The sequence below is a fragment of the Microbacterium sp. MM2322 genome, from assembly GCF_964186585.1.
In the GTDB taxonomy this organism is placed as follows: domain Bacteria; phylum Actinomycetota; class Actinomycetes; order Actinomycetales; family Microbacteriaceae; genus Microbacterium.
In genome coordinates, this window is record NZ_OZ075067.1 from 2,389,044 (window position 1) to 2,406,788 (window position 17,745).

13 protein-coding genes are annotated in these 17,745 nt (G+C 68.8%); 9 read left to right on the forward strand and 4 right to left on the reverse strand.

Annotated elements, in window-relative coordinates; all coding sequences use genetic code 11:
- Window positions 1-39: 39 nt before the first annotated feature.
- The 3 genes from ABQ271_RS11730 (at window position 40) to ABQ271_RS11740 (ending at window position 2,524) form a co-directional block, all read left to right on the forward strand.
- On the forward strand, window positions 40-474 hold the full coding sequence (locus ABQ271_RS11730; RefSeq protein WP_349308933.1) for a hypothetical protein: 435 nt from the start codon (window positions 40-42) through the stop codon (window positions 472-474).
- 113 nt (window positions 475-587) lie between these two features.
- Window positions 588-2,012 carry a L,D-transpeptidase family protein gene (locus tag ABQ271_RS11735; RefSeq protein WP_349308934.1) on the forward strand — a complete coding sequence of 475 codons (1,425 nt, stop codon included), beginning with the start codon at window positions 588-590 and terminating at the stop codon, window positions 2,010-2,012.
- A gap of 59 nt (window positions 2,013-2,071) precedes the next feature.
- Window positions 2,072-2,524: a GNAT family N-acetyltransferase gene (locus tag ABQ271_RS11740; protein ID WP_349308935.1), complete on the forward strand. Its 453-nt coding sequence runs from the start codon at window positions 2,072-2,074 to the stop codon at window positions 2,522-2,524.
- 63 nt (window positions 2,525-2,587) lie between these two features.
- On the opposite strand, the gene ABQ271_RS11745 is transcribed toward ABQ271_RS11740, so the two are convergent.
- Window positions 2,588-4,804 carry an NADP-dependent isocitrate dehydrogenase gene (locus ABQ271_RS11745; protein ID WP_349308936.1) on the reverse strand — a complete coding sequence of 739 codons (2,217 nt, stop codon included), beginning with the start codon at window positions 4,802-4,804 and terminating at the stop codon, window positions 2,588-2,590.
- Between the two features lie 115 nt (window positions 4,805-4,919).
- Here ABQ271_RS11745 and ABQ271_RS11750 point away from each other — a divergent pair, with 115 nt between their 5' ends.
- Window positions 4,920-5,888, forward strand: coding sequence for an acetylxylan esterase (locus ABQ271_RS11750; RefSeq protein ID WP_349308937.1), 969 nt, complete (start codon window positions 4,920-4,922; stop codon window positions 5,886-5,888).
- 6 nt (window positions 5,889-5,894) lie between these two features.
- Here ABQ271_RS11750 and ABQ271_RS11755 read toward each other — a convergent pair whose 3' ends face one another.
- Complete coding sequence (locus ABQ271_RS11755) at window positions 5,895-6,899, reverse strand: LacI family DNA-binding transcriptional regulator (protein WP_060915632.1); 1,005 nt, start codon at window positions 6,897-6,899, stop codon at window positions 5,895-5,897.
- Window positions 6,900-7,173: 274 nt separating this feature from the next.
- Between ABQ271_RS11755 and ABQ271_RS11760 the strand changes: the two genes are divergently transcribed.
- From ABQ271_RS11760 to ABQ271_RS11780, 5 genes are all read left to right on the forward strand, one after another.
- The gene (locus ABQ271_RS11760; protein WP_349308938.1) at window positions 7,174-8,490 is read left to right on the forward strand and encodes an ABC transporter substrate-binding protein; all 1,317 of its coding nucleotides are present in this window, start codon (window positions 7,174-7,176) and stop codon (window positions 8,488-8,490) included.
- Between the two features lie 10 nt (window positions 8,491-8,500).
- Window positions 8,501-9,499 carry a sugar ABC transporter permease gene (locus ABQ271_RS11765; protein ID WP_349308939.1) on the forward strand — a complete coding sequence of 333 codons (999 nt, stop codon included), beginning with the start codon at window positions 8,501-8,503 and terminating at the stop codon, window positions 9,497-9,499.
- Window positions 9,496-10,392 carry a carbohydrate ABC transporter permease gene (locus ABQ271_RS11770; protein WP_036313039.1) on the forward strand — a complete coding sequence of 299 codons (897 nt, stop codon included), beginning with the start codon at window positions 9,496-9,498 and terminating at the stop codon, window positions 10,390-10,392. The genes ABQ271_RS11765 and ABQ271_RS11770 overlap by 4 nt, the downstream gene beginning before the upstream one ends.
- Complete coding sequence (locus tag ABQ271_RS11775; RefSeq protein ID WP_349308940.1) at window positions 10,389-12,890, forward strand: glycosyl hydrolase 2 galactose-binding domain-containing protein; 2,502 nt, start codon at window positions 10,389-10,391, stop codon at window positions 12,888-12,890. Before ABQ271_RS11770 ends, ABQ271_RS11775 begins: the two co-directional genes overlap by 4 nt.
- Before the next feature lie 103 nt (window positions 12,891-12,993).
- Window positions 12,994-13,917: a BadF/BadG/BcrA/BcrD ATPase family protein gene (locus tag ABQ271_RS11780; RefSeq protein WP_349308941.1), complete on the forward strand. Its 924-nt coding sequence runs from the start codon at window positions 12,994-12,996 to the stop codon at window positions 13,915-13,917.
- A 196-nt stretch (window positions 13,918-14,113) separates the two neighbouring features.
- On the opposite strand, the gene ABQ271_RS11785 is transcribed toward ABQ271_RS11780, so the two are convergent.
- A complete protein-coding gene (locus ABQ271_RS11785) occupies window positions 14,114-15,925 on the reverse strand; it encodes an ABC transporter ATP-binding protein (RefSeq protein ID WP_349308942.1) in 1,812 nt (603 codons plus the stop codon).
- Window positions 15,922-17,742, reverse strand: coding sequence for an ABC transporter ATP-binding protein (locus tag ABQ271_RS11790; protein WP_349308943.1), 1,821 nt, complete (start codon window positions 17,740-17,742; stop codon window positions 15,922-15,924). The genes ABQ271_RS11785 and ABQ271_RS11790 overlap by 4 nt, the downstream gene beginning before the upstream one ends.
- Between the last annotated feature and the right edge of the window lie 3 nt (window positions 17,743-17,745).

Below are 17,745 nucleotides of genomic sequence, written 5' to 3' on the forward strand. Positions count from 1 at the left end.
GTGGCAGGCTCGAAGGGTCCCGATCCGAGGAGGCTCGACGTGTCCGCATCCCACCCTGTCCGCACCATCGGCGCCCTCCTCACCCTCAGCGCTGTCGTCGTCCTCGGCGCCGCGTGCGCGCCCGACTCCGACGGCGACGGCGACGGCTCCCAGAGCGTGACCGCAGCATGCGCGGTCCTCGCCGACACCGTGGACGACGCGATGGCATCCTTCACCGAGGTGGATGCCGCTGACCCCACCGCCGCCGCGAAGGCCACAGCGAACGTGCGGACTCAGCTGGCCACGGTGGCCGACTCCGTCGACAACGCGCGCGTCGCGAAGATCGTGGCCGACCTCCGCTCTGGATTCGACGTGCTCGCCGACGAGACGGCGGCGGCTGCCACCGGTGATCTCGGCGGCACACCCGGGCTGGCCGAGGCGACGGACCGCATCCGCGCCGGAATGGCCCAATATCACGATCTGTGCGGCCGATGATCCGGATGCCGCCCCCGTCGCGTACCCTTTTCTGAAGCGACATTCGCCCTGACGACGAGACCCCGGATCCCCGTGGCGTCCGGAACGTCGGGGGTGCAGCTCGGGGGAGATCGATGTCCGAGACCATCACACGCCACGACGCCGGCGACACCTCGGCCTTCACCGGAGCGGTCGACGTGCGCTGGGCACCGGCAGAGCCGGCCCCCAAGCCCCGACGCCTGTGGCTCAAGATCGGTGTGCCCGTGGCGGCAGTCGTCGCCGCCGCAACGGTCTGCTCGCTCGTGTTGATCGCGCCGGGCACGACTGCGGCCGGCGTACCGGTGGGGGGCCAGACCGCGGGAGCTGCGGCCGACACGATCTCGTCGCGCCTCTCCGCCATCGAGGTCTCCCTCGGCGACGGCGGCCCGACGGTCTCGGCGGCGGACCTGGGAGCGTCGGTCGACGCGTCGGCACTCGCCGACGCCGCCTTCGCCGGCAGCCCCATGTGGAACGTCACCGCCTGGTTCGCCGAGTACGGCACCCCCGAGGTCAGCCTCGACGCCGACCGGGCTGCGACCGCGCTCCGCGCCGCACTGCCCGATGCCTACTCCGACCCGACTCCCGCGACCGTGTCCTTCCAGAAGGACGCCTACACCGTCACGCCCGCCGTCGACGGCACCGGCATCTCGACCGACGCGGTGCGTGCGGCACTCGAGACGGCACTCGTCAAGGGCGAGTCCACCGCGACCGTCGACCCGACGCCCGAGCCGGTCGCTGCCACGGTGACGACCGATGCGGCCGAAGCTGCCAGCGCACGTCTCAACGACATGATCGCCGAGGCCGGTTTCTACGCCGGCGACCACCGTGCGGTGTCGATCCCTGCCGCAACCCTCGCCTCCTGGCTGACCGTCGAGGCCGACGACGCGGGTGTCTTCTCGTACGCGGTGGATGCCGCCGCGATCCAGACCGCCGTCGACAAGCTCCCGAGCCAGGTCAACCAGGACCCCGTGAGCGCGAACGTCCTCGCCAGCGAATCCGGCACGACCCTCTCGACCCTCGCCGAAGGGCAGGACGGCCGTGTGCTCGGCGACACGGCGGGAGTCGCCCGCGACTTCGCCGACCAGCTCGCCAGCGGTGACGCGTCGTACGAGCTGCCGGTCGAGGTGACTCCGCGGAGCACCGTCAGCACGGTGCGTCTCGCCGAGGTCGACCTGGGCGAGCAGCGCCTCTACCTGAAGGAGAACGGCAAAGTCGTCGACACCTGGCTGATCTCCAGCGGCCGCGACGGCGCCGTGACCTTCACGGGTCACTACTCGATCGGCTGGCGCACAGCCCTCCAGGACATGAAGGGCACCTCGCGCGACACGGGCAACAAGTACACGCAGCCCGACGTGCCGTGGGTCATGTACTTCAACGGCAACCAGGCGTTCCACGGTGCGTACTGGCACAACAACTTCGGCAACCAGATGAGCGCGGGCTGCGTCAACATGCCGCCGCCCCTCGCCAAGAAGCTCTACGACTGGATGCCGGACGGCGGCGACGTCTGGATCCACGCCTGAGGCGAAACCGCATCGATCGTTCAGGTGCAGACCACAGCGATCGCGGTTAGCCTGTGCTCATGGCTGACCTCCGCGTAGAAGAACTGTCGGCGTCGACGATCGTCGCCGTGAACACCCTCTCGCTCAAGCCGGGCCAGGAACGCTTTATCGCACCGGAGAGTTACGCGATCGCGGCGACCGTCGTCGACCCCGCCACCTCGTGGCAGCGGGTCATCCTCGATGAGGATGAGGTCGTCGGGTTCGTGAGCGCCGGGTTCGATGAGGATGCGCCCCACGAGCACTTCCGCTCGGTGCTGTGGCGCATCAACGTGGATGCCGACGATCAGGGTCGCGGCGTCGGGCGGTACGCCGTCGACCAGCTCGTCCACGAGGCCCGCGCACGCGGGTTCGACCACGTCAACGTCATCTACGAAGCCGGCGAGGACGGCCCGGACGCGTTCTTCCGCCGCGTGGGCTTCACCCCGGTCGATGAGACCGAGTACGGCGAGGTCGTCGCGCAGATCAAGCTCTGACGCTCCCCCGAACGAACGGATGCCCCGGCCCGCTGTTGCGGCCGGGGCATCCGTCTGTGCGGATCAGAGTCCGTCGATGATGCCGTTCAGCGTCGCGGACGGGCGCATGACCTTCTCGACCAGCGCGGGGTCGGGACGGTAGTAACCGCCGATCTCGGCGGGTGAGCCCTGCACGGCGACCAGCTCGGCGACGATCTTCTCCTCGTTCGCGACGAGCGCCTCGGCGATGGGAGCGAAGGCGGCAGCCAGCTCGGCGTCGACGGTCTGGCGGGCCAGCTCCTGCGCCCAGTAGGTCGCGAGGTAGAAGTGGCTGCCGCGGTTGTCGATCGTGCCGAGTGCGCGACCGGGCGACTTGTCCTCTTCGAGGAACGTGCCGGTGGCGGCGTCGAGCGTGTCGGCGAGGACCTTCGCGTGCGCGTTGCCCGTGTAGTCGCCGAGGTGCTCGAACGACGCCGCCAGGGCGAAGAACTCGCCGAGCGAGTCCCAGCGGAGGTAGTTCTCCTCGACCAGCTGCTGCACGTGCTTCGGGGCCGAGCCGCCCGCGCCGGTCTCGAACAGTCCGCCGCCGGCGAGCAGCGGGACGATCGAGAGCATCTTGGCGCTCGTGCCGACCTCGAGGATCGGGAACAGGTCGGTCAGGTAGTCGCGGAGGACGTTGCCGGTGACCGAGATGGTGTCTTCACCGCGGCGGATGCGCTCGAGCGAGTACCGGGTCGCCTCGGCGGGAGCGAGGATCTCGATCGTGAGTCCCTCGGTGTCGTGGTCGGCGAGGTAGGTCTTCACCTTCGCGATGAGGTTCGCGTCGTGCGCGCGGCTCTCGTCGAGCCAGAACACGGCGGGAACGCCGGTGGCGCGGGCACGCGTGACGGCGAGCTTCACCCAGTCGCGGATGGCGACGTCCTTGGTCTGCGTCGCACGCCAGATGTCACCCTGCTGCACCGTGTGGGAGAGGAGCACCTCGCCGGCGGCGTTCACAACGTCGACGGTGCCGGCAGCGGCGATCTCGAACGTCTTGTCGTGCGAGCCGTACTCCTCGGCGGCCTGCGCCATGAGACCGACGTTGGGGACGGAGCCGATCGTGGCCGGGTTGAGCGGGCCGTTCGCGATCACGTCGTCGATCGTCGCCTGGTAGACCCCGGCGTAGGACGAGTCGGGGATGACGGCGATCGTGTCGTCCTCGCCGCCGTCGACGCCCCACAGCTTGCCGCCGTTGCGGATGAGGGCGGGCATCGAGGCATCCACGATCACGTCGGAGGGGACGTGCAGGTTCGTGATGCCCTTGTCGGAGTTCGTGTACGACAGGCGCGGGCCGTTCGCGATGGCTGCGTCGAACGCGGAGCGGATCTCGTCGCCGCCCTCGACGTGGCCGAGGCCCGCGAGGATCGCGCCGAGACCGTCGTTGGGGGTGAGGCCCGCGGCAACGAGCTTGTCGCCGAAGCGCGAGAAGACGTCAGCGAAGAACGCGCGAACGACGTGACCGAAGATGATCGGGTCGCTGACCTTCATCATCGTGGCCTTGAGGTGCACCGAGTAGAGCACGTCCTCGGCCGCAGCCTGCGCGATCGTGTCGGTGAGGAAGGCGTCGAGGGCCTTCGCCGAGAGGAACGTCGCGTCGACGACTTCACCGGCGAGGACCTTCAGCCCGGACTTCAGCTCGGTGGCGGTGCCGTCCTCCGCCGTGAAGCGGATCGACAGGACGTCGTCGCTCGCGAGGACGGTCGAGGTCTCGTTGGACTTGAAATCGTCGTGGCCGAGGGTCGCCACGCGGGTCTTGCTGCCGTCGGCGAACGGCTTGTTGCGGTGCGGGTGCTTGCGGGCGTAGTTCTTCACCGACAGCGGCGCGCGACGGTCGCTGTTGCCCTCGCGGAGCACCGGGTTGACGGCAGACCCCTTGACGCGGTCGTAGCGGGCGCGGACGTCCTTCTCCGCGTCGTCCTTCGGCTCGTCCGGGTAATCAGGGATGTCGTAGCCGGCTGCCTTCAGCTCGGCGATGGCGGCCTTCAGCTGCGGGATGGATGCCGAGATGTTCGGCAGCTTGATGATGTTGGCCTCGGGCAACGTCGCCAGGCCGCCGAGCTCGGCGAGCGCGTCGCCCACCTGCTGCTCGGGCGTGAGGTTCTGCGGGAAGAGGGCGAGGATGCGGCCCGCGAGCGAGATGTCGCGGGTGTCGATGTGGACTCCGGCCTTTCCGGCGAACGCTTCGACGATCGGCAGGAAGGACGCCGTCGCCAGCGCCGGAGCCTCGTCGGTGTAGGTGTAAATGATGGTGGAATCAGGCACGTGTCGTCTCCAAGAAAAGGGCGTCGCGGATGCTCCTCAGCGTATCGCACGACCCCGGTTTCTCTCGATGTCGAGATATCTCCGACGCCGGCCCGCCGAACGCTAGGGTGAGGCCGTGCCGCGCTTCGATCTCGCCCTGCCCGACCTCCGCGACTATCGACCGGAGGTGCGCATCCCCGCCGACTTCGACGACTTCTGGTCGAGCACGATCACGGGTGCCCGCCAGGCCGGCGGCTCCCCCGTCGTCACCCCGGTGGAGACACCCCTCCGGGGCATCGATGCGTTCGACGTCACCTTCCCCGGGTTCGCAGGCGACCCGGTCAAGGGGTGGCTGCTGCTTCCCGCCGACCGCGAGGGCACGCTTCCCGCCGTCGTCGAGTTCAACGGCTACGGCGGTGGCCGAGGGCTCCCCGTCGAGCGCCTCGGGTGGGCGGCATCCGGATACGCCCACTTCTTCATGGACACCCGCGGCCAGGGCAGCGCCTGGGGCGCGGGCGGCGCGACGCCCGATCCGCACGGATCGGGGCCGGCCTTCCCCGGCTTCATGACCCGCGGCATCGACGACCCCGAGACGTACTACTACCGCCGCGTCTTCACCGACGCGGTGCGCGCGGTCGACGCGGTGCGAACCCTGCACGAGGTGGATGCCGCACGCGTCGCCGTCTGCGGTGCCAGCCAGGGCGGCGGGATCGCGATCGCGGCAGCCGCGCTCAGCGACGGGCTCGTCGCGGCGATGCCCGATGTGCCGTTCCTCTGCCACTTCGAACGCGCCGTCGGGATGACCGGGCGCGACCCCTACGACGAGATCGCCCGGTACCTCGCCGTCCACCGCGGCGCCGAGGAGCGGGTGTTCGAGACCCTGTCGTACTTCGACGGGGTGAGCTTCGCTGCCAGGGCACAGGCGGCGTCCCTCTTCTCCGTCGCCCTCCTCGACCCGATCTGCCCGCCGTCGACCGTGTTCGCCGCGTTCAATGCGTGGGCCGGCGCCGACAAGGAGATCGAGGTCTTCCCCTTCAACGAGCACGAGGGCGGCCAGGCGCACCAGTGGATGCGGCAGGCCGAGTTCCTCGCCGCGCGGGTCTGAGGCGACTCAGTCCACCGGCGGACGCTCGCCCGTTCCGCGCTCGATGATCCACGTCGGCAGCACGATCTGCCGGACGAAGCCCGACGGGTCTCCGATCCGCTCGATTGCGAGCGTCGCCGCACGCCGTCCGAGCTCGAGCGGGTCGTAGGAGATGACCGAGACGCCGAGGACGTCCCCGGTGTCGAAGTCGTCGAACCCGATGAGCGCGGTCTGCTGATCGTCTCGCGCCTGCAGGGCGCGCAGAGCGCCGATCGTCACGCGGTTGTTCCCGGCGATGATTGCCGTGGGGGCGGCATCCTGCTGCCAAAGGCGTTGCACCAGCTCCCGCGGCGGGATCGTCAGATCGTCGCCCAGCATCTCCCACGGTGCGGAGTCCATGCCGGCTTCTGACATCGCCTGGCGGTAGCCGGCGAGTCGCTCGGACTGGGTCCAGACGGATGCCGGGTTGCAGACGTACGCGATGCGACGGTGCCCGAGCGCCGTGAGCCGCCGCGTCGCCTCGAGGACCGCGACGCGGTTGTCGAGGACGATCGAGTCGGCGGCGAGGTTCCGCGCCGGGCGGTCGATCGCGATGATCGGAGTGCCGAGCTGGCGTTCACCCTCGAGGTAGGACTGGTCATCGCCGACGGGGATGAGCAGGAGAGCGCCGACCCGCTGCGCCAACAGCGCGTCGGCGACCCTTCCCTCGCCCTCTTCCGTGTCGTCGGTCGTCGCGACGACGAGGCTGAAGCCGTGGGCGGAGAGCTCCTTCTCGATGCCCGCGGCGACCTTGTAGTAGAACGGATTGCTCAGCTCACCGATGATGAATCCGACGGTACGGCTGCCGCCGCGGCGGAGCCCTTGAGCGAGGCTGTTGGGTCGGAAGCGGAGCCGCTTCGCCGCTGACAGCACACGATCCACTGTCTGAGGCGCGACGAGCTCGCGCTGGGCGAACACGCGCGACACGGTCTTCGAACTCACGCCGGCCAGCCGCGCGACGTCTTCGAGCGTGGCCCGCTGTTGCACCGTCATCGGTCCTCCCTGGGGTCGACCATAGCAGCCGGTGCGCAAATGACGACGATGGACATTTATGCGACATTGACCGACAACAGAGTCGCTCACATACAAGAGAAAAACCCGTTCAGACTGAAATCGAGACGTTCGCAGGGTTGCGGGACACACTTAGACAGCGCTGACATTCGGCCCTTGTGAGCGCCGTTTCGCGAGGCTAACGTGAGCCGCGTCGGCGACGTTGCCGACCCGCACCCGAGTGGTTTCGAAGACGAACCTGACAGGAGACGCACACATGGCACGCACACGGATCGGCGTCGCAGCCGCGACGCTCACCGTCGTCGGCATCGCGCTCGCCGGCTGCGCCGGCGGAGGCACGCAGAATGCCGCCGACAACACCATCGACGGAAAGGTGGCCGGCGACATCAAGGTCGTCACCTGGCGCACCGATCTCGTCGAAGACGGCACTTTCGAGAAGTACGCCAAGGAGTTCACGAAGGAGTATCCCGACGTCACCGTGACCTTCGAGGGGATCACCGACTACGCCGGCGAGATGCTCACCCGCATGTCGACCACCAACTACGGCGACGTCATCGGCATCCCCGCCATCAAGCCCGACCAGTTCGAGCAGTTCCTGGAACCGCTCGGTAAGACGTCGTCTTTCACGGACACGTACCGCTTCCTTCCGGCGGCGAGCTTCGACGGCACCCAGTACGGCATCGCCTTCGGCGGCAACGCGAACGGCATCGTCTACAACAAGAAGGTCTTCGACGAGGCGGGCATCACCGAACTGCCGACCGACGAGGCCGGCTGGCTCGAGACGCTGCAGAAGGTCAAGGACAAAACGGACGCCGTGCCGATGTACACCAACTACAAAGACGGCTGGCCGCTGACGCAGGCGTTCGGCAACCTCGGCTCGATCACGCACGACCCCGACGCTCCCATCACGATGGCCGAGAATGCGGCACCGTGGACGGAAGGCACCGACGCCTACGCGGTCGATTCCTTCCTCTATGACACGGTCGCGGCCGGACTCACGGAGAAGGATCCGCTCACGACCAACTGGGAGCAGTCGAAGGTCGACCTCGGCACCGGCAAGATCGCGACGATGCCTCTCGGCTCGTGGGCCATCTCGCAGATGCAGGCCGCGGCCGAGGCCAACGGCGGATCCGTCGATGACATCGGCTATATGGCCTTCCCGGCCAACGTCGACGGCACGCAGTACGCCGTGATCGGCGGCGACTACAACCTCGCCGTGAGCAAGCACTCGAAGTCGAAGGCCGCCGCGTGGGCGTGGATCCAGTGGGTCGCCGCCGAGTCCGGCTACACCGAGGCTCAGGGCATGATCTCCCCCGTCATCGACAAGCCGCTGCCCGCCAACCTCGCCGGGTTCGAGGACTCGGGAGTCGAGCTCATGGAGATCAACCCCGCCCCCGCCGGCAAGGAGGGTCTGATCAACGCGATCGCCGACGACTCGCAGATCGACCTCTACGGCCCGCTCTACCGCCAGAAGCTCGTCGACATCGCCCGCGGCGCCGCCGACGGCGACAAGGACAGCTACTTCGCCGACCTGAACAAGCGCTGGGGCGCATCGGCCGAGAAGCTCGGCTGAGGTCATCACGATGGCGATCGCAACTCCCGGCTCCGCTCCCGCGGATGCCCCTGCGGTCCTGTCCGCGCCCGCCCGGGCGCGCCGGCTGCGCGGTTCCCGCCGCGCGGCCGGCGCACCCGGCGCAGGGTCGCGCGGGGCGGGACGCGGGATCGTGCAACGACTCACCCCGTGGCTGTTCCTGTCCGGCGCGGTCGGACTGCTGCTCCTGTTCACCTACTGGCCCGCGGTCAACCTCTTCTACTTCTCCGTCACCGACTGGGACGGCATCGACCTCACGAAGAATTTCGTCGGACTCGACAACTACGTGCGGGTGTTCACCGATCCGCGCATCTTCAGCGTCTTCGGCGTGAGCCTGTACTACTTCGCCGCATCCTTCGCGCAGATGGCGATCGCGCTCTACTTCGCGGTGATCCTCAGCTTCTCGACGCGGTTCTCGAGCCTCTTCCGCGGCATCCTCTTCTTCCCGTACCTGATCAACGGCGTCGCGATCGGCTTCGTCTTCCTCTATCTCTTCCAACCCGGCGGAACGCTCGACACGGTGCTCGGGTGGTTCGGTCTCGCCGATCCGCCGCAGTGGCTCGGCGACCCCGACGTCGTCAACTGGTCGCTCGCCGGCACCTCGGTCTGGCGGTACACCGGCCTGAACTTCGTCCTGTTCCTGGGCGCGATCCAGTCGATCCCGCGCGAGCTCTACGAAGCCGCCGAACTCGACGGCGCGAACAAGTGGCAGCAGTTCTGGTCGATCATCGCCCCCGGCATCCGTCGCATCATCGGACTGTCCTTCATCCTCGCCATCGCCGGGAGCCTCTCGGTCTTCGAGGTGCCCTTCATCATGACCGGCGGCGCCAACGGCTCATCGACGTTCGTCATCCAGACCCTGCAGACCGCGTTCTCCTTCCGCCAGGTGGGTCTGGCGTCGGCCATGGCCGTCGTCCTCCTGACCATCGTCCTGGTCGTGACCTGGATCCAGCGACGCGTGTTCCCCGACGAGAAGGTGGATCTGACATGACCGCCACCCTGATGCCGCCCACGAAGCCGACACCCCTCCCCCGGCGCCGTTCCGGGCGGACTCCGCTGCAGCGACTGGGCGGCATGAGCGCGACCGCGGCGAAGTACACGAGCCTCGTGATCGCCGCGATCGTGACGCTGCTGCCGCTGTCTGTGCTGCTGTTCGCCTCGATGAAGAGCTCGAGCGAGTACGCGGCGACCGGCCCCTTCGACCCGCCCACGAACTGGCTCAACTTCGACAACTTCGTGACAGCGTTCACGAGCGGCAAGATGCTCGAGGGCTTCGTCAACACGACGATCGTGCTCGCGGTGTCCCTCGTCGGCACGATCGCCCTCGGGACGATGGCCGCGTATGCGCTCGACCGGTTCGCCTTCCGCGGCAAGAAGCTCGTCATGGGCCTGTTCCTGCTCGCCACGCTCATCCCGGGCGTGACCAGTCAGGTCGCGACGTTCCAGCTCGTCAACGGGCTCGGGCTCTACGACACGAAAGCCGCGCTGATCCTGCTCTTCATGGGCACCGACATCATCGCGATCTATCTCTTCATCCAGTTCATGCAGTCGATCCCCGTCTCGCTCGACGAAGCGGCGATGATCGACGGCGCCAACCGGTGGACCATCTACTGGCGAGTGATTCTGCCGCTCCTGCGGCCTGCAATCGCGACGGTGGTCATCATCAAGGGCATCGCGGTCTACAACGAGTTCTACGCCCCCTTCCTCTACCTGCCCTCCGAGGGCATGATCTCCACGTCCCTCTTCCGATTCAAAGGCCCGTTCGGCGCACAGTGGGAGGTGATCGCGGCCGGCACGCTCGTCGTGATCATCCCCACCCTGGTCGCCTTCCTGGTGCTGCAACGATGGATCTATCAGGGCCTCACCTCAGGAGCTGTCAAGTGACCCACCTCTCCCGCCGCCCCCTCCACGACGGATGGACCGTCCGCGCCGCAGCGGGACCTGCGCCCGTGGCACTCGAAGGTCTCACCGTCCCCGCCACGGTGCCGGGCAGCATCCACGTCGACCTGCTCGCGGGAGGATTCATCCCCGACCCGTTCCACGGCGACAACGAGTCGCTCCTGGCCTGGATCGGTCTCGTCGACTGGACGTACCGGACCGCCTTCGCGTGGACGCCCGACGGGAGCGACCGTCACGACCTCGTCTTCGACGGCCTCGACACCGTCGCGACGATCCGCCTCAACGGCGAGGTCGTCGGCGAGGTCGCGAACCAGCACCGCTCCTACCGCTACGACGTCGCCGCTCTCCTCCGCGACGGCGACAACGAGCTGGAGGTCGCGTTCCGCGCGCCGGTGCCGTACGCGAACCAGGCGAGCCTCGACCTCGGAGCGCGTCCCCGCCCCTACCCGCTCCCCTACGAGGCGATCCGCAAGTCTGCGTGCAGCTTCGGGTGGGACTGGGGCATCGCGACCTACACGAGCGGCATCTGGAAGCCGGTGCGTCTCGAGTCGTGGTCGGCGGCCCGCCTCGCCGAGACGCGGGTCGTGGCGACGCCCGACGGCGACGGGGGGCGCGTCGCGGTCGACGTCGTCCTCGAACGAGCGGATGCCGGTGGCCGCCCCCTCACCGCCCGCCTGAGTGTGAGAGGACCCGGCATCGACGGCACCGCGACCGCCGAGTCGACACTCGGCGAGCGCGACGGCCGCGTCGAGGTGGACCTCGCCTCGGTCGAACGCTGGTGGCCGGTCGGCCACGGCGCGCAGCCGCTCTACACGGTGGACATCGCGCTCGTCGCGGACGACGCGGTGATCGACGCGACCTCCCGTCGGATCGGTTTCCGGACCGTCCAGTGGGACATCGAGCCGGATGCCGCGGGCACCCCGTACACGCTCGTCGTCAACGACCGTCCGATCTTCGTGAAGGGCGTCAACTGGATCCCCGACGACGCCCTCCCCGTGCGGGTCGACCGCGAGCGCTACGCGCGTCGCCTGCAGCAGGCGGTCGATGCGAACATCAACCTGATCCGGGTCTGGGGCGGCGGCCTGTACGAGTCCGACGATTTCTACGACCTCGCGGATGAGAAGGGGCTCCTCGTCTGGCAGGACTTCCTGTTCGCCTGCGCGGCGTACCCCGAAGAGGAGCCCCTCCGCTCCGAGATCGAAGCCGAAGCCCGCGAGAACGTCGCGCGGCTCGCGTCGCACGCCTCGCTCGCCCAGCTCGTGGGCAACAACGAGAATCTGTGGGGCTTCGAGGACTGGGGCTGGAAGCTGAGCCTCGACGGCAAGACGTGGGGCGCGACGTACTACTACGAGCTGTTCCCCGCGATCATCTCCGAACTCGCGCCTCATGTGCCGTACGCCCCCGGCAGCCCGTTCAGCCCGGAGACCGGGTGGGATGCGGCATCCGCTCGCCAGACGGGACCGCACCCGAACGACGAGCAGCACGGCAGCATGCACCTGTGGGAGCAGTGGAACAGGCGCGACTGGACCACCTATCGCGACCACACGCCGCGTTTCGTCGCCGAGTTCGGGTGGCAGGCACCGCCGGCGTGGACGACGCTCGTCGAATCGGTCGTCGATGCCCCACTGACGCCGGAGTCGCCGGGCATGATCGTCCACCAGAAGGCGACCGACGGCAACGTGAAACTCACGAACGGGCTGCTTCCCCATTTCCGGGTGCCGGCGGACATGGAGACCTGGCACTGGGCGATGCAGCTCAACCAAGCACTCGCCGTCGGCGCGGCGGTCAATCACTTCCGTTCGCACGCGCCGCACACGATGGGTGCGGTCGTGTGGCAGCTCAACGACTGCTGGCCGGTCACCTCGTGGGCCGCGATCGACGGAGCCGAGCGGGTGAAGCCCCTCTACCACGCGCTCAAGAACGCCTTCGCGCCGCGCGTCGTCACGGTGCAGCCGCGTGACGGCGGGCTGGCGGCGGTCCTGAGCAACGACACCGATGAGACCTGGAGCGTCGCACTCCGCACGCGCCGGGTGTCGTTCGCGGGCCACGAGCTCGCCGGCGCGACAACCGAGGTGACGCTCACGCCGCGGGGCACACTGACGGTGTCGATCGGCGACGCGTTCGCGACGGCGACGGATGCCGCCGACGAAGCACTCGTGCTCGATGCCGGCGAGGCCCGCGGAGTCTGGTACTTCGCCGAACCGCGCGACTCGACCCTCGGAGAGGCGGGACTGTCGGTCACGGCACAGGCCGTCGAAGGCGGCACGGAAGTCAGCATCACGGCTGAGGGCTTCGCCCGCGACGTGAGTCTGCTCGCCGACAAGGTGCACCCGTCGGCGCAGCCCGACGACGGGCTCTTCACCCTGCTCCCCGGGGAGACTCGACGCGTCGTCGTGCGTCATGACGGCGACGCCGCTCTCGACGCCGACGCGCTCTCGGACCCGCGCGTGCTGCGTTCCGCGAACCAGCTGGTGAGCGGGTGAGCCGACTCGCCCACCGACGACTACTGTCCTTAGGGCACGCAGGCAGGAACCTTCCTGCGCGAGCAGTACCGGGCCTGACGGGCACCGCCAGCGGAGGAGAACGATGAACGCGCGCCGAGTGTTGGCCATCGATGCGGGTCAGAGCGACATCAAGGTGCGGGTGAGCGATGGGCAGCGCCGGGAAGACCTGGCGTTCCACGGGATCCACACCGGGACCCCGCTGCTTCCACAGCTCGCCCAGGTGGTGAAGGACACGCTCGCACGAACGGGCGCCGAGCTCGATGTCGTGACCGCCGGCATCTCGGGGCTGACCGATCGCGATGCCGATGCCGATGCTCTGCTCGCTCTCATCCAGGGCGACGGCGTCCGCGCCACGATGCTCGCGCACGACTCGACGACGTCGTTCCTCGGCGCCCTCGGCGATCGGCATGGAGCAGTCGTCGCCGCCGGCACCGGTGTCGTCACTCTCGCCGTCGGCGAATCCGACACCGCGCGGGTCGACGGCTGGGGCTGGATCATGGGCGACGCCGGCAGCGGCTACTGGATCGGCCGCGAGGCTCTCGACGCCGTCATGCGCGCCTACGACGGACGAGGTCCCGCCACGGCTCTGACGGACGCCGCCGTCTCGCGGTGGCCGGATCTGACGCAGGCGTACATGGCACTGCAGGCCGATCACGACCGAGTGCGGGTGGTGGCTTCCCTCGCCCGCGAGGTCGCCGCGGCAGCGGATGCCGGCGATCAGGTCGCTCGGGACATCGCCCGCCGGGCGGCACACGAGCTCGCGCACAGTGCGAGAACCGCCGTCGGCCGCGTACGCACCGACGAAGCGACGTTCGACGTGTGCGCGATCGGCGGCGTGTTCTCGTCGCAGACACTTCATGCCGCCTTCGTCGATGAGCTCGATGACGGCTCCGGGCTCCGCATCGTCGCGCCGCGAGGCGTCGGCATCGACGGCGCCCTCGCGCTGGCGGAGATCACCCCCGCTCACCCGCTCGGCGCTGCCGTCCACCGCGCCGGCGCGGTCTGACCCGCAGGATCCGAACCTGCCGGGTCCTCGGCGGGTATGCCTGCCGTGCCGAGTGCAGGTGAAATGGGCTCCGACAGTGCTCTGAGGCACGGTGAGAGCCCACTGAACCTGCACCCGGCACACACGCCCGCCGCGAACGACGGATGCCGGGGCCCCGACGTCGGGCCCCGGCATCCGTCTGCCACTCCAGGGCGACTCAGACGAGAGATTCCCGCCAGGCGCGATGCAGCTGGGCGAACTTGCCCGTGCCGGCGATCAGTGCCGCGGGAACGTCGTCCTCGATCATGCGCCCGTGCTCCATGACGAGCACGCGGTCGGCGATCGCGACCGTCGAGAGGCGGTGCGCGATGATGATCGCCGTGCGGTCGGCGAGCAGGGTGCCGAGGGCGTCCTGGATCTGCCGTTCGCTCGGGATGTCGAGCGACGCCGTGGCCTCGTCGAGGATGAGAACCGCCGGGTCGGCGAGGAACGCGCGGGCGAACGAGATCAGCTGGCGCTGCCCCGCCGACACGCGGCCACCGCGCTTGTTGACGTCCGTGTCGTAGCCGTCCGGCAGCTTCTCGATGAACGCTTCCGCACCGACGGCACGCGCCGCCGCACGGATCTCGTCCATCGTCGCGTCCGGCTTTCCGAGCGCGATGTTGTCGGCCACGGTCCCACTGAACAGGTACGCCTCCTGCGTCACCATGACGATCGCGCGGCGGAGATCCTTCGGGTGGAGATCTCTCAGATCGACGCCGTCGAGCGTCACCGCACCGCGGGTGGGGTCGTAGAAACGCGCCACGAGCTTGGCGAGCGTCGACTTTCCGGCACCCGTCGTCCCCACGAGGGCGATCGTCTGCCCCGCGGGGATGTCGAGGCGGAAGTCCGGCAGGATCGTCTTCGACTCGGAGTACCCGAAGGTCACGTCGTCGAAGCTGAGGTGCCCGCGCGCCTCGCGCAGCTCGACCGGATCGGTCGGGTCGGGAACGGTCGGGTCCTCTTCGAGGACGCCCGACACCTTCTCGAGCGCCGCCGTCGCCGACTGGTAGGAGTTCAGGAAGAACGCCACCTCCTGCATGGGTGCGAAGAAGTTCCGCACGTACAGGACGGCCGACAGCAGGAAACCGAGCTCGAGAGCCCCGCTCACCACGCGCAGACCACCCCAGAGCAGCACTGCCGCGAGGGCGAAGGATGCCAGGGCCATCATCGCGGGCTCGAACGTGCCGAACAGGCGGATCGAGCGCATGTTGATGTCGCGGTAGTCGCTCGCCAGACCGCCGAACTCGCGGTCGTTCGCCGGCTCCTTGCGGAACGCCTTGACGGCGCGGACACCGGTCATCGTCTCGACGAACTTGACGATCACCTTGGCGCTCACGACGCGGGACTCGCGGTAGACGACCTGCGAGCGCAGGTAGAACCAGCGCATGAGGAAGAACAGCGGGACGCCCATGGCTGCGAGGACGAGACCGGACTGCCAGTCGAGCAGGATCAGCGCGACGAGAGTGAACCCGCCGTACAGCAGGCCCGAGACGAGCTCGTTCAGACCGCCGTCGAGCAGCTCGCGGATCGTGTCGAGGTCGCTCGTCTGTCGCGAGATGATGCGGCCCGACGTGTACGACTCGTGGAACTCGAGGCTGAGCTTCTGCGTGTGCAGGAAGATCCGCTTGCGGAGGTCCAGCATGACCGCCTGGGTCAGGCGCGCCACGACGACGGCGTACCAGCCGATGAGCGCGGCGCCGCCGATCGCGGAGATCAGGAAGATGATGACGACGACGATCGTCGGCATCCAGTCGGCTTCCTTCTGGACGGCCGGGAGCGCGTTCGCGATGCCCCAGCCGACGAGGGCGGGACCGGCGACGCGGAGGACGGTCGAGATGACCAGCACGATCCCCGCGAGGACGAGCTGCATCTTCAGCGGCGTGACGAGCGACCCGAGGAGTCGCAGCGAGCGACGCCGGATCTGCCGGCTCTCTTCGCGGGTGTAATCGGAGCGGTCTTCGCCGCTGGTGCCCGTGACGGTGCTCACAGGGACACCTCCCTCTTCTGCTGACGTTCCTGCTCGTCCTCGAGACTCGAGATGACGTGCCGGTAGTGCTCGCTGGTGCGCAGGAGCTCGGAGTGCGTGCCGACGGCGGTGATGCGTCCCTCTTCGAGGAGCGCGACGCGGTCGGCGAGTGTGACGGTGGAGGGCCGGTGCGCGACGACGAGCGCCGTCGTCTCGGCCAGGACCACACGGAGGGCGTCCTCGACGAGCGCCTCGGTGTCGACGTCGAGCGCCGACAGCGGGTCGTCGAGGACGAGGACGGCGGGACGCGCCGCGACGGCGCGCGCGAGCGCGAGGCGCTGACGCTGACCGCCCGAGAGGCTGAGCCCCTCTTCGCCGATGACGGTGTCGACGCCGTCGGGCAGGTCGTCGACGAACGCGGCCTGCGCGACCTGAAGGGCCTCGCGCATGACGCGCTCCCCCTCGGCGCTCTGCGGGTCGAGGTCCTCGCGCCCGAGCAGGACGTTCTCACGCACGGTCTGCGAGAACAGCGTCGCGTCCTCGAAAGCCATGCCGACGTGACGGCGCAGCTCGGTCAACGGCAGGTCGCGGACGTCGACGCCGTCGATCAGCACGCGACCGCCGGTGACATCGTAAAGGCGCCCGGGCAGGGTCGTGAGCGTCGTCTTGCCCGACCCCGTCAGACCGACGAGAGCCATGGTCTCGCCGGGTCGCAGCGACAGGTCGATGCCGTCGAGCAGGTCGCGCTCGGTGGCCGCGGCATCCTGATACCGGAACCGCGCCCCCTCGAAGACCAGCTCGCCGCGGGGCTCCGCGATCGAGACCGGGTTCTCGGGGTCGACGATCGTGTTCTGCTCGTCGAACACTTCGAAGATGCGGTCCGTCGCGGTGCGTGCGTCGACGAGGAACGAGAACAGGAACCCGATCGACTCGACGGGCCAGCGGAGGATCGTCGCCATCGCGAAGAAGGCGATGAGCGCGGCGGTGTCGATCTCGCCGACCGAGACGAGGTAGATGCCCGCGCCGAGGCACAGCGCGAAGGCGATGTCGGGCAGCAGCACGAGCCAGAACCAGATCCAGCCGACGGCCTTGGCCTTGCTGATCTCGGTCTCGCGCAGCGTCTCGGCCTGGCGGGTGAACTTGCGCAGGGCATGGCTGCCGCGCCCGAAGGCCTTGAGGACGCGGATGCCGTGCACCGACTCCTCGACGGCGGTCGCCAGGTCACCGGCCTGGTCCTGGCTCTGCCGTGACAGCATGCCGTAACGGTTCTCGAACACGAAGCCCGCGATCCACAGCGGTGCGGAGACGATGACGAAGATCGTGCCGAGCAGCCAGTGCCAGCTGAACAGGATCGCCGAGCCGACGACGATCGTGATCATGTTCACGACCAGCAGGACGACGCCGAACGCCATCCACCGGCGGATGAGGCCGATGTCCTGCATCATGCGGCTGAGCAGCTGGCCCGACTGCCACCGGTCGTGGAAGGCGACGGGCAGGCGCTGCAACCGTCCGTAGAAGTCGGTGCGCAGCTCGTACTCGACGGCGGTGGCGGGAGAGAGCACGAACCAGCGGCGCGCCCAGACCATGAGCGCTTCGAGCAGGCCGAGCAGCAGCACGGCGCCGCCGCCGAGGGCGATCAGCCACGGGTTGCCCGAGGCGATGGGACCGTTCGTGCCGACGATCTGCTCGAGGACGAGCGGGATGGACAGGCCCAGCAGGCTCGCGATGAGCGCGCTGAGGGCACCGAGCCCGAGACGCGGGAGCACGGGCTTCGCGAACGGGATCAGGCGGGCGAGGGAGCGGGCGGTGGACAGACGGGGATGCGTCGAGGAGGTCATGAT